The sequence below is a fragment of the Arthrobacter sp. HS15c genome, from assembly GCF_040812005.1.
Lineage (GTDB): Bacteria > Actinomycetota > Actinomycetes > Actinomycetales > Micrococcaceae > Arthrobacter.
In genome coordinates, this window is sequence record NZ_JBFOHM010000008.1 from 77,789 (window position 1) to 90,009 (window position 12,221).

12 protein-coding genes are annotated in these 12,221 nt (G+C 66.1%); 7 read left to right on the plus strand and 5 right to left on the minus strand.

What is annotated here, in order from left to right:
• Positions 1-15: 15 nt before the first annotated feature.
• The 4 genes from ABV518_RS14385 to ABV518_RS14400 are packed head-to-tail and all read right to left on the minus strand — an operon-like array spanning position 16 to position 4,238.
• On the minus strand, positions 16-1,032 hold the full coding sequence (locus tag ABV518_RS14385) for a magnesium and cobalt transport protein CorA (RefSeq protein ID WP_367767856.1): 1,017 nt from the start codon (positions 1,030-1,032) through the stop codon (positions 16-18).
• Positions 1,029-1,574 (minus strand): GbsR/MarR family transcriptional regulator, encoded by a 546-nt coding sequence (locus ABV518_RS14390; RefSeq protein ID WP_367767857.1) that lies wholly within the window; start codon positions 1,572-1,574, stop codon positions 1,029-1,031. Before ABV518_RS14390 ends, ABV518_RS14385 begins: the two co-directional genes overlap by 4 nt.
• Positions 1,571-3,202 carry an ABC transporter permease gene (locus ABV518_RS14395; protein WP_367767859.1) on the minus strand — a complete coding sequence of 544 codons (1,632 nt, stop codon included), beginning with the start codon at positions 3,200-3,202 and terminating at the stop codon, positions 1,571-1,573. The genes ABV518_RS14390 and ABV518_RS14395 overlap by 4 nt, the downstream gene beginning before the upstream one ends.
• Positions 3,195-4,238 (minus strand): ATP-binding cassette domain-containing protein, encoded by a 1,044-nt coding sequence (locus ABV518_RS14400; RefSeq protein WP_367767860.1) that lies wholly within the window; start codon positions 4,236-4,238, stop codon positions 3,195-3,197. Before ABV518_RS14400 ends, ABV518_RS14395 begins: the two co-directional genes overlap by 8 nt.
• Before the next feature lie 94 nt (positions 4,239-4,332).
• On the opposite strand from ABV518_RS14400, the gene ABV518_RS14405 reads away from it, so the two are divergent.
• The 6 genes from ABV518_RS14405 to ABV518_RS14430 all read left to right on the plus strand — a co-directional run bounded on the left by ABV518_RS14405 (position 4,333) and on the right by ABV518_RS14430 (position 8,617).
• Positions 4,333-4,668, plus strand: a complete 336-nt coding sequence (locus ABV518_RS14405; RefSeq protein ID WP_131131164.1) for a helix-turn-helix transcriptional regulator — start codon at positions 4,333-4,335, stop codon at positions 4,666-4,668.
• Positions 4,669-4,684: 16 nt separating this feature from the next.
• On the plus strand, positions 4,685-5,191 hold the full coding sequence (locus ABV518_RS14410) for an SRPBCC family protein (protein WP_367767862.1): 507 nt from the start codon (positions 4,685-4,687) through the stop codon (positions 5,189-5,191).
• 49 nt (positions 5,192-5,240) lie between these two features.
• Positions 5,241-5,783, plus strand: coding sequence for a Chromate resistance protein ChrB (locus ABV518_RS14415; protein WP_367767864.1), 543 nt, complete (start codon positions 5,241-5,243; stop codon positions 5,781-5,783).
• Positions 5,780-6,964, plus strand: a complete 1,185-nt coding sequence (locus tag ABV518_RS14420) for an MFS transporter (RefSeq protein WP_367767866.1) — start codon at positions 5,780-5,782, stop codon at positions 6,962-6,964. Before ABV518_RS14415 ends, ABV518_RS14420 begins: the two co-directional genes overlap by 4 nt.
• 95 nt (positions 6,965-7,059) lie before the next feature.
• Positions 7,060-7,968, plus strand: coding sequence for a PA-phosphatase (locus ABV518_RS14425; RefSeq protein WP_367767868.1), 909 nt, complete (start codon positions 7,060-7,062; stop codon positions 7,966-7,968).
• A 70-nt stretch (positions 7,969-8,038) separates the two neighbouring features.
• On the plus strand, positions 8,039-8,617 hold the full coding sequence (locus ABV518_RS14430) for a carboxymuconolactone decarboxylase family protein (RefSeq protein WP_367767870.1): 579 nt from the start codon (positions 8,039-8,041) through the stop codon (positions 8,615-8,617).
• 92 nt (positions 8,618-8,709) lie between these two features.
• Here the strand turns inward: ABV518_RS14430 and ABV518_RS14435 are convergent, their stop codons facing one another.
• On the minus strand, positions 8,710-9,318 hold the full coding sequence (locus ABV518_RS14435; RefSeq protein WP_367767872.1) for a nucleotidyltransferase domain-containing protein: 609 nt from the start codon (positions 9,316-9,318) through the stop codon (positions 8,710-8,712).
• Positions 9,319-9,597: 279 nt separating this feature from the next.
• Here ABV518_RS14435 and ABV518_RS14440 point away from each other — a divergent pair, with 279 nt between their 5' ends.
• Positions 9,598-12,201, plus strand: a complete 2,604-nt coding sequence (locus ABV518_RS14440; RefSeq protein WP_367767874.1) for a hypothetical protein — start codon at positions 9,598-9,600, stop codon at positions 12,199-12,201.
• The last annotated feature ends 20 nt before the right edge of the window (positions 12,202-12,221 follow it).

The following is a 12,221-nucleotide window of genomic DNA, read 5'->3' on the forward strand; positions in this document are numbered from 1 at the left end:
CGGGCGCCCCGTCGGCTAGATCCACTTGTTGCGCTTGAACGTCCAATACAGGACCAGCCCCATGGCCAGCATCAGGCCCAGGGCAAACGGGTAGCCGAACACCCAGTTCAGCTCGGGCATCGACGTAAAGTTCATGCCGTAGATGGTGCCCACAAGGGTCGGCGCGAACAGGATGGCGGCCCACGACGAGATCCGCTTCACCTGCTCACTCTGGGCGAAGCTGGATTCGGTGAGCTTGCGCATCTCGTCGTTCTGCCGCTGCGCCACGAGGGCTGCGTTGACCGCCAGGGCGTTCTGCAGCAGGGCCCGGAAGGACGCCACCCGCTCGTTGAGCCGCAGCACGTGGTCCAGCACGTCACGGAAGTGGTCCTGCAGTTCCGGCCCGGGCGTCCGTTCCGGTGTCCCGGTCATCAGGGATTGCAGGATTCCCACCAGCGGGCTGGTGGCGCGCTGGAAGGTGATCACTTGGCGGGAGAGTTCGTAGATCCGGCGGGAGACGTCCGGGTCGGCACCGAAGAGGTCGTCCTCGATCTCGTCGACGTCGTTCTCCAACCCGGCGGCAACCGGCTCGTACTCGTCCACCACCTGGTCCAGGATGCCGTACAAAACCGCATCGGGACCCAGGGCGAGGAACTCCGGCATGGCTTCCATCCGCCGTCGGACCCTCGCCAAATCCGGGGATTCCGCGTGCCGGACCGTGACCACGTAATCGGCGCCGACAAACACGTGGATCTCGCCGAAGTCCACCTTCTCGACGTCGTCCAGGTAGCGGGCGGGCCGCAGCACCAGGAACACGCATTCGCCGTAGTGCTCCAGCTTGGCACGCTGGTGCCCGGCAAGCGCGTCCTCCACGGCCAGGGAGTTGAGGTCGAACTCCTCGGCCACCGAGCGGAGTTCGACGGCGTCCGGCCGGTACATGCCGATCCACGCCATTCCCTCCCGCTGCCGGAGGACGAAGTACGTCTCGTCGAGGCCTTCCGGGTCCGCGGTCCGCAGCCCGTCCACGTACACCGCGTTGTCGATAATGGTCATGCCGCGCCTCCTTTGGACAGGGTCTCGTTGGACAGGGCCTCGCCGGACAGGACTTCGGGGGAAAGAGCCTCGCCGGAATCGCCCGCCCGCTGACGCTCCCAGTCGTCCAGGACTGCGGGCATCCGTGCCGCGAGGAAGCGGTAGAAACTGCCCATTTCCGTCACCCGGGACCTGGCGGCGGATCCTGCCGGCAGCGCCTCGGCCGTCGCGTCCGTCAGCGCCGCGAGGCTCTGGTAGATGGGGCTCTTCCGCATCGAGACGACGTACCACTCGTCGTCGTAAAGGGCGTACAGGTCACGGCGGCTGCCGGGCTGGGAGACCCGGTGGACGAAGCCCACGGTCTGCAGGTACCGGACGGCGCCGGAGACCGCTGCGGCGCTCACTCCCAGCTTCCCGGCAAGCTCGGCCGCCGTGAGGCTGCCGTCCTCGGACGAGACCAGCGCCATCAGCGCCCTGGCAGGCATCTTGGGGAAGCCGGCCGCGGCGAAGGCCGCCGCGGCCTTTTCCGCCGCGGCGTTAATCTCAGCTTCCCCGGCCCTCATGCCGTCCCCGTTTCCCGCCGCCGCATGCCCAAGACGGCCACGACGGCGGCGAGCACAGCGATGGCGAGCATCCACCACGCGCCGCTCCAGTCCGTCGTCGGACCGTTGGGTACCGGGGTGTGGGTGAACGGCGAGAGGTCGCGGATGCTCTGGTCCAGGCCCACCATGCCGCCGAAGATGCCCATCACCACGCCGGCGCCCAGGAGCGCCCAGCCAGCGGCAATGGTCGCCGCCGGCCAGAGGACGAACACCAGCGCCGGGACGGCAAGGTAGATCAGGGCGGCGGGAAGCTGGGCCGCGGCGGTTTCCCATACGGCCCCCACGTCCATGGAGGTGTCGCCCGATCCGGTCAGGGAAACCCAGGCGCCCAGCCCCGCGAGGAACATGACCAGCACCACGGAGGCCGTGCCCAGCGCCAGGTAGCCGGTGAGCCAGCGGATCCGGCTGACCGGGGCGGCGAGCAGCAGTTCGGCGGTGCCTGCGGCCTCCTCCTGGCGCAGCCGGAGGACGGCCTGGAGTCCGCAGGCGGCGGCCAGGACCCCGACGATCGAGAACAGGACCGAGATCATGATCTGGGTCAGCGACGCCCCCTGGGACTGGATGATGGCACGAAGCACCGCGGTGACACTGCTGTCGGCCAGGTCGACGGCGGCGATCGCGCTGCCGAGTGAGCCGGCCAGGAGTCCCCCCGCCAGTCCGCCCAGGCTCCAGCCGACGATTGAACCGGCCTGCAGCCGCAGTGCGAGTGCAAAGGGGCTGTTCAGTCCCGGACGGGCGGCCACGCGGCCCGGCAGCGCTCCCCAGACGCTCGCGCCGCTGTCCCGCCGTTCCAGGAGGACCCAGGTGGCGGCGAGGCTTACGACGGCGAGCGCCAGCGGCAGGAGCAGCGGCCACCACCGGTCACCGGTGAAGGCGAACGTCTGCTGGCCCCAGCCGATCGGTGAGAACCAGCTGGCCGGGCCCGCCGTCATGACCGTCCCGCCGGCGTCGGGCGTGCCCGTGGCGTCGCCGATGCCCCGCAGGATGTACGCGAGGACAACGAGTGCGGCGGAGAACCCGTTCGCGCCGCGGGACGTCCCCATCAGCTGCGCCACGAGGAGGCCCACGCCCAGGAAGGCCAGTCCGACGGCGCCCGTGGCGGCTCCCGCGGCCAGGGCACCTGCGGGATCAAGCCCCGCCGCCGTGAAGCCGACAAACACCGCGAGCGCCACGAGGAGGTTGGCTGCTGTGCCGTGCAGGGCTGTGGCCACGGCCGGGGTCAGGCGGCCGGCCGGGGTGGACGCGGTCAGCTCGGCACTACCGCTTTCCTCCTCGGCCCGGGAGTGGCGCACGCCCAGGAACGTGCTCATCATCCCGGCCAGCAGGGCAAGGAAGGAGAAGATCTGGAAGAACGTGAAGGCGCCGATACTTGCCCCGCGGGCCAGGCCGCGGAGCATCAGGATGGCCGGAGTGGCGATGGCCACCTGCAGGATCTCGGCGCGGCTGGCATCGTCGCCGTAGGTCTGGTGAATGGCAGTGGCGGAGAACAAGGCCAGGGCGCCGATGCCCAGCACCCAGATGGCCAGCTGCCAGCGGTCACGCCGCAGCCGCTGGCCCCACAGGATCCGGAGTTCGCGCACCTCAGTCACGGCCCCTCGCGCCGAGCAGGTGCCGGTGCCGGGCGTGCTCGGGCTCTCCCCCGGCTGCCCCGGCGGTCACGGAGTTGTCACCGTAATGGCGCAGGAACAGCTCCTCGAGCGACGGCGGCGTGATGGTCAGTCCCTGCACACCCAGGGCACCAAGCGCCGGAAGCACCTCGGCGATCCGGTCCGAGTCGGCACCAAACCTGACCCGGCCGCCGTCGGACGTCAGGTCATGGACGGCACCCAGCCCGGCCAGGGCACGGGTGTCCAGGCCATCCGCCGCGAAGGAGACCTCGGTGCGGGTGAGGTGGCGCAGCGAGTCGAGCGTTCCGCCGTCCACGATCCTGCCGGCGCGGATGATACTCACGCGGTGGCAGAGCACTTCCACCTCGGAGAGGATGTGGCTGGAGAGGAGCACGGTGGCGCCGCGTTCGACGGCGGCGAGCACCTCCCGGCGGAAGACCGCCTCCATGAGCGGGTCAAGGCCGCTGGTGGGCTCGTCGAACAGGTACAGCTCGGCGTCCGTGGCCAGGGCGGCAATCAGGGCAACTTTCTGCCGGTTGCCTTTGGAGTAGGCGCGGCCTTTCTTGCCGGGGTCGAAGTCGAAGGCCTCGCAGAGGCGTGCCTTGCGCTGCCGGTAGTCACTGCCTTCCGCGACCCGGCCCTCCGAGGTGCGGCCGGACGTTCCGCCGGAGGTGCGGCCGGACGTGCCGCCGGAGGTGCCGCCGCGGAGGCGCGAGAGCAGGTCGATGGTTTCGCCGCCGGACAGGTTGGGCCAGAGGCGCACGTCGCCGGGGACGTAGGCCAGGCGCCGGTGCAGTTCCACGGACTGCGTCCACGGGTCAAGGCCCAGGACGCTGGCCGTGCCGGACGTGGCCTTCGCCAGGCCCAGCAGGATGCGGAGGGTGGTGGATTTACCGGCGCCGTTGGGGCCGAGGAATCCGTGGATCTCGCCGCGCCGGACGTCAAGGTCGAGTCCGTCAAGGGCCCGGACCCTGCCGAAATGCTTGTGCAAATCAACGGTCTGGATGATGGTCTCCATACAACGAACATTACTCAGATTCACAATTTTGTGAATACTGCAAATGCAAGCTGATGCCTTCCAACGCATATCCATATGGGTATACAATTTTGGCATGGCACGGGCAGCAACAACGGCAGATACGTTCAACGCGGTGGCTGAGCCCCGCCGTCGGGAAATCCTGGACGCACTGGCCCAACGCGAACGGCCGGTCAACGAACTCGTGGAAATCCTCGGCCTGGCCCAGCCGCACGTGTCCCGGCACCTGCGCGTGCTGCGCGAGGTCGGGGCGGTGGACGTGCGCGACGAAGGCCGGCAGCGGGTCTACCGGCTGAATCCGCAGGCGCTGAAGCCCATCCACGACTGGGTTGCCAGCTACCAGCACCTCTGGGAGGAGCGCTTCGATCTCCTGGAGGACGTGCTGGAGGACCTCAAAGAGCAGGAAAACTAACAGAAGGAGCAGGGCAATGGCACAGACAAGCAGCGGCACCATGGACGTCACTTTCCCCAGTGACGAGGAAATCCTGATCACCCGCACCCTCAACGCGCCCCGGCACCTCGTCTACAGGGCCTGGACCACGCCGGAGCTCGTCAAGCGCTGGTGGCCGGGACGGCGCGGCGAGATGACGGTGGCGGAGATGGACTTCCGGGTGGGCGGGGCGTGGCGGTACGTCATGGTGGCGCACGGCGAATTCGAGGTGGGCTTCCACGGCACGTACCGGGAGATCGTGCCCAACGAACGGATCGTCAACACGGAGGTCATGGAGGTGCCGGGCGCGCCCACGGACAGCGAGGAAGGCGCCGTGGTCAACACGGTCACCTTTGAAGAGGCCGACGGCGGCGCCACCACGGTCCGGATCCGCACCGATGCGGGCAGCAAGGAAGTCCGCGACATGATTGCGCAGTCCGGCATGGAAGGCGGCGTGCGCGAGCAGTTCGAGATCATCGAGGAGCTGGCGGCGGCCCTGGCCTGAGCCTGACAGCCGCACGCACTGCGTTGTAACGGTTGTTACAATTCCAGGTGTGACTTCCCTTGAACAGGTTTCCTGGCTGGTAATGCTCGTCCAGGTCCCCTCGGAGCCATCGCGGCACCGGGTGGCCGTCTGGCGCGAGCTGCGGCGCTTCGGCGCGGTCCCCATCGGCCAGGGCGCCTGGACCGCGCCGGATGTTCCCGCCTGCCGCGAGGGTGCTGGAAAAGCCAAGGAGCTTGCGCGCGCAGGCAGCGGCGAGCTGCTGCTGCTCACCACCGGGCCGACCGACGACGACGCGGCGCGGCTCCGTGAGCTGTTCACCGCCGCGCGTGCGGACGAGTGGGCGGAGTTCACCGCGGACTGCGGCAAGTTCACGGACGAAATTGCCAAGGAGATCGCCAAGCAGAAGTTCACGCTGGCCGAGCTCGAGGAAGAGGAGCAGAGCCTGGACCGGCTCCGGCGCTGGTTCCGGGCCATCCGCAGCAAGGACGTTTTCGGCAGCCCGGAAGCCGCAAGCGCCGACCAGAGCCTCGCCGGCTGCGTGGAAGCCTTGGACGGCTTCGCGGCCCTGGTTTACGGCGAGGTGCACTCATGACTACCGGCACCGCGCAAACCCGCACCGCCGGCGCATCGTCGGCCCCCTTGTACGCGGCAGGATTCGTCACCGCGTTCGGGGCCCACAGCATCGCCGCGGGCCTGGGCGCGCAAAGCGGGAACATCGGCCTGACGCTGCTTAGCCTGGGCATCCTCCTGGCCCTGTACGACGTCTCCGAGGTCTTCCTCAAGCCCGTGTTCGGCGCCCTGAGCGACAGGATCGGCGGCAAACCCGTCGTCGTCGGCGGTCTTGTGGCCTTCGCCGCGCTGTCGCTGATCGGCCTCTGGGCGGCAGACCCGCTGATGCTGGCGCTGGCGCGGCTCGGGCAGGGCGCTGCTGCCTCCGCGTTCTCGCCGGCGTCGTCTGCCTTGGTGGCGCGGATGGCGCGCGGCGGGAAGGCCGGCACGTATTTCGGCCGGTACGGGTCCTGGAAAAGCCTGGGCTACATCATCGGCCCGCTGCTGGGGGCAGGCCTGATCTGGGCAGGCGGGTTCGCCCTGCTGTTCGGCACCCTGTCGGCACTCGCGGCAGCCACGGCGCTGTGGGTGCTGCTGGCAGTGCCGCACCTGGAACCGCTCCCCCGCCAGCGCTACACCGTGCTGGACCTCGCGCGCCAGATCGGCGAGCGTCGCTTCCTGGTCCCCACGCTGGTACTGGCGGCGTCGACGGCGGCGCTCGGTGCCGCCGTCGGATTCCTCCCGGCGCTGGCAACCCGGCACGGCCTGGACGCTGTTGCGGGCACGGCAGCTGTCAGCCTGCTGGCTCTCTGCTCGGTCCTCACCCAGCCGCGGATCGGCAGGCTGCGCGACCGCAACGGCATCACCGACAACCAGGGCACGACGGCGGGACTCCTCCTCATCGCGGCCGGCGTCGCTTTGCTGGCGGTCGCCCCGGGACCGGTCACCATCTTCATCGCCGCGGCGGCGATCGGCGTCGGGGTCGGCGCCGCCACGCCCCTCGGTTTCGCACATCTTGCGGACACCACGCCGCCGGAACGGATGGGCCGCACCATGGGCTCCGCGGAGCTCGGCCGGGAACTGGGCGACGCGGGCGGGCCGCTGCTGGTGGGCGGGGTCGCCACGCTGACAGCCCTGCCGTTTGGCCTCGGCGCCCTCGCGCTGCTGATCGCGGCGGCCAGCCTCCCCCGCCTCGACCCGGTGAACCCGTCCCCGCCCAAGTAAGTAGCAGCAGATGTCCTTTTGAGCATCCAAACCGACATCTGCTGCCACTCAGTTGGGTGAAGCGCGCTCCCAGTTTTCTGTGACACCCTTAACCGATGACCTTTTCACGACAGGCCCCGGCCCGGACCCAGCTGCGCCCCGCCCCGGGGTCCGGCTTTATGTTCGCCTTCGCCACGCTGGCCTGCATCGTTGGATTGATTGCCACGTACTACTACTTCGTCCAGACCACCACGGGCCAGTTCATCGACGAGTCCGCGCTGGTTGAAGCCGTGGACATCCACGGTCCCGCGGGCAAGGCTGCCACCGAGTTCCTGGACTGGCTGCCCACCATCTCCCTGGTGATGGCCGCCGTCGTCGTCCTGTTTGTCACGGTGATCCGGCGACGCTGGACTGCCGCGGGGATCGCCGTGGCCGCGTGCATCGGCGCGAACATTGCCACCCAGGTGCTCAAGGACGTGCTGCCGGCCCGCCCGGACAAGGGCGTGATCACGCTGGAGCTGAATTCGCTGCCGTCCGGGCACACCACGCTCGCCGCCTCCGCTGCCGCGGCGGTGTTCCTGATGGCGTCGCCGCGCTGGCGCCCGATGGCCGGTTTTGTGGGCGGCACGTTCGCGATTGCGTCGGGCGTGTCCACCCTGATCAACCAGTGGCACCGGCCCGCCGACGTGGTGGCAGCGTTCCTGCTGGTGGGCGCGTTCATGATCCCCGCCGGCTGGCTGATCCTGCGGCACGACGGGGCCTGGAATGTGTGGGACGGTTTCGGCAGGCACGTGGGTTCGGCGAAGATCTGGCTGACCCTGCCCGTGGTGATCGGCCTGGCGTCGGCCGGCGTAGCGGTGTATTCGCTGGCCAGGATCGCGCCCGGCCCGGCCCAGGAAACCAGCACCACCAACTACTTCTGGGCGGGCATCGCCCTCATCGTGATCGCCGGGTACCTGGCCACGGTGGCCACCACGTCGCTGTTCGCCTATGCCGCACGACGGCGGGACGCGCCAAGGCGCTGACGGCACCCTTGCGGGCCGGCGGGGGCGGGACCAGAATGGGCACCACCAGTGCCTGCCCGAGGGGAAACCGATGATCCTGAAAACCACTCCTGTGCCGGCGGCTGCAGGCCTGACGGCAGAAATTTACGACGACGAGACCGCGTCCCTGGGCTACGTCCCCACCCACACACAGGCCATGGCGATCAACCCGCAGGCTTACCTGGCCTTCGAAGCCATGCTCCAGGCCATCACGGCTTCGATGGACCTGCGGCGGTATGAACTTGTCACCCTCGCCGCGGCGCAGGCCATCGGATCCACGCACTGCCGGCTGGCCCACGGCGTCAAGGCGCTGAAGGCTTTTCCGGAGGACCAGCTGGCGGAGATAGCCCGCGACTTCCGCAACGCGGGGCTGGAGCCGGCGGAGGTGGCCATGATGGAGTACGCCCAGAAAATGTGCCGGGACGCCGCTGGCATGACCGACGCCGACACCCTGGAACTGCGCGGCCACGGCTTCACGGACCGCGAAATCATGGACATCACACTGGCCGCCGCGGCGCGGAACTACCTGAGCCGCACGCTTCTGGCGCTGGCTGTGGACCTGGACGTGCCGCCGTCGCTCAGTCCCGAACTGCGGGACGCGCTGCTGGCACCACTGGCCCCGTCCCCGTGAGTAGCCGAGGAACCGGTGAGCACCAGGGCATCCAAATTCCGCCGGCCCCTTCGAACTGACTCGTCACCCACCTGCGTTCTCACCAGGCGACTCTACTTTTCGCGGAGTATCTTACGCAGCCAATCCGCGTCGCCCACTATGTTCAAACCGTCCCGGGCTATGGAGTCGAAGACCGGTGCCGCGGAAATTTCGCTTGTCCTGTAGACCAGCGGCCGGGCATCATTTCCGGTCCAGGACGCTATCCTTGCGGCCAAGCTGGCTATCCTTGCATCTGCCAGGTCATCGTCGACTTCGTCCGGCAACGCGATGAAGATATCCACGTCGCTGTCGGTTCGCATGTCGTTCCTTGCGGCGGAACCGAAGAGGACCACGCTTGTTGGAACGAATTCCCATGAATCAACCTCGCTGCGGATGCGGTCGAGGAGAACCGACTTGGCTGCGACCATGGCCTGAATCGCGTCCGCCAGCAAATGCTCGCGGTTAAGACGATAAGCGTGGGTCCTGCCAACAACTTCGTCTAGGACTATGCCCTGGTCAGTGAGCCGCTGGAGTGCCTTGCGGACTCCGGCGAGGGAACCAGCATCGGGGAGGAGCTTCTGAATGCCGGGCGCAGTAAAAGCCGCCTCCGCTCGTCCGAGGACGTAGAGCACGCCCATGTCGAGTGATGGACTGATTGTAGTGAGCGGATTCTGAAATCTCATCAAGCACCTCCGGACTCACTATTGTATGTCCAAATACACAAAAGTACATCTAAATGCACGAAAGTGGATGTTCCTGCGGGCGCTTCTGGCGGCTTTGGAGTGCGAGGCTAAGCGCCAGGTCGACGTGACCCATACACATTGCGTGGCGTACTATCCGCATTAACAACGGCGACGCGCCGTGTCGGAATCGAAGTTGTTCTTGGCCGAGCTGCGGCCTGGCCCTATTCACAACATTGTGTGAGGGTATAGCCTTTCGCCATCTCATCGAGGCGGGGGCACATGAAGCTACACGGAAAACGTCTAGCAGCCTTCCTCGTCGGCCTCGCGTTGATGGCATTGGGTTCACTGGCCGTCAGCGGATATGGCCAATGGCCGAGGGCAGTGGGTGAGATCGAATTCTTCCCTTACCCAACCAGCGGGTTCGGCCTGACGTCTGACGACGTGCCGGCCCGCCAAGGTGACAGGACTCTCCGCCTCGAGTCACGCGACACGCTGGTTGCCACCTTCAAGAGCGTCCTACCGTCTGACGATCGCGTGATCATTGACGTGACCGCCGGTAAGTTTCGCGACATGCCAGGGGCGTTCGTTGGCCTCCATTTCGGTTATCTGTCCGCGTCAGATGCCGACGGAGACGTAGTTTTCGATTGGAGCCCGCCCACTGTCGAGAAAGTTGGAGACGGACAGGCCGTGCTCATAGTCAAGGGCACCAGCCGCCCCATCAGTGGGCGCCTTGAAGTGCAAGCCTCATGGGCATGGTGCATGGATTCGCGATGCCGGACAAAAGTTGAGGGAAAGACTACAGGTCCTGTCGTAGCGATCAGCCCGCCCTCAGAGGTGACCAAACAAACCGCCACCGGCTTCGAAGTCCGGTCTTCGTCTGTGGATTTTTCAACGGTCATTGACGACAACTCAGCTCCGTCGCTCACAAAACAGCTGGGTCCGTCACCAGCCTTCTGGTCCAATCTGGCATCGCTGTGGAGGCAAGCTCTCCTTTTCGTGCCGTGGCTCATCGGCTTCGCTTGGTTACGGTCCCGACTTCGGGTGTTTGGAGCAACGCAAGACTTCCCCGCGACTGTCGTGTCAACACATCGGGCTGTGCTTCTCGCCGCAGTGGTCACCTCAGCCGTTCTTATGCTGAACTGGTTCCAGTCCACGATTAGCCCGACTGTCGATCGTCTGCGGAGTGATACTGGTCGAAGCGGCGCAGGAACCGAGTGGATTCCCTTCAACTATCCGGCAACGGTGGCTGCAATCGTGGCGGTTCTTGCCCTGTGGGTGTGGAGAGCTACTCCACCGGGCAACCCCTCGCCAGCAAAGTGGTCCAGTCTGTTCAAGATTTTGGTGCTGTTGTTCGGGTTAGCTGCAGTGGCGCTTCTTGGGTACACTGCGTTGGATCACTGGGAATTCGTGCCACCTGACGATTCCCGGTTTCTCACCTCGACGGAGTCTCTGGTGGCCTCGTCGCTGGGCGTGATTCTCGCTGCGGTCGGCGCACTTGCCGCTTCATTCGCGTTGGGCAAAGGGTCCGGATGGGCTAGGGACGGCCTGTGCGCGGCGAGTGTGATAGTGACCCTTGGACTGGCTTCCACGGTATATTCCGTGAACGCTTCCATGCTGAGCGGAATCCTGACGTTGGTAATTCTCGTGATGTTCGTCAGCGCTTTAATCTGGACCATTCTCGGCACGGTATTACCGGGTACATGGAGGCAGGGCGCCCCACGTTGGTGGATCTCGGTGGGAGTCTTCCTGTTTGCCCTGGCGTTCGCTGTTCCACCTACGGTTTCTGTCTACTCAATGTTTCCGGTGTCCCCTTATGATGCGCTGGATGTCTCATTCGCAGTTGAGCCCTTCATTCGGGTAGGCCTCATCGCTGGCGCGCTAGTGCTGCTCGGGTGGATAGCCCGCTCCGGCAAGGAGGTGCGGGTTTGGCGGCCATTGGCGGTTGGCACGATAGCTCTCCTTCTTCTGCGCCCGGAGAGTGTTGTCGCTGGCGTGCCGGTTTCCTTCGGTGTGGGGCTGGCACTGACTCTAAGTGTGCTTGTGAGACCGCGCGGAAGTATTGTCATTTCCAGTCTTCAGTCTGAAAAGGATGGTGTCCGCCGACTACTTGACGAACTACGCGCCATCAGACTGAAACGCGAACTAGGCCTTGCCTTGCGGAAACGCATCCGGTCTGGCGATCTATCCTCCGGGGACCGTGACAAGATTGTCGAAACGGTGACATCTGCCCTCGATGCCCCCGCGAGCCCGCCTGATGGCCAACGACGACACGAACTCCTAGGCCAGGCCGGAATGCCACAAGCCATGCAACGTGCTCTGCTGGCAACGGCCGTCAGCGGGGTGGCCGGTGTTGTTTTTTCGCTCCCGCTACTTGCAGGAACGATCTCCGGGTTGGATGTGCGCAATTCGAATACATTCGAAGCGATTCTGACAAGCATCCTTTCAGTCCGATTCCCGTTCTATGGGTTCGTATTCGGCTATTTTTTGCCCTACTTTAGGGGACACTCCGGACTGGCGAAGGCTGTCCGGTTCTTCATCGTGCTGGGAGCCTCAGAATCGCTGGCCATCCTTCTTCCATACAATCCCGCAGATGACCTACGCGGAGCCGTAACAGTGTTGTTGGTCCAACTCGCCGCATTGTGCGCCGTACTCGGCGTAGGAGCCGACCTCATGGCCATACACACAGCGAATGAGGGTGTGGATAGCCTGGCGGATCTTTATAACATGAGCCGCCTAGCCCTTTGGTCTTCGGGCATCTTGGCATCTGCGGCCACCGCGCTCGTCACCGCCATGCTGGGCGCTGCGTTAGCTGCGGCAGCGGAGAGTGTACTCCCACCCGCACCGCCTCCGATCATTCGACCGATCAACGGCGCTTCACAATAGTGCGCTGACCAAGCTCGGCG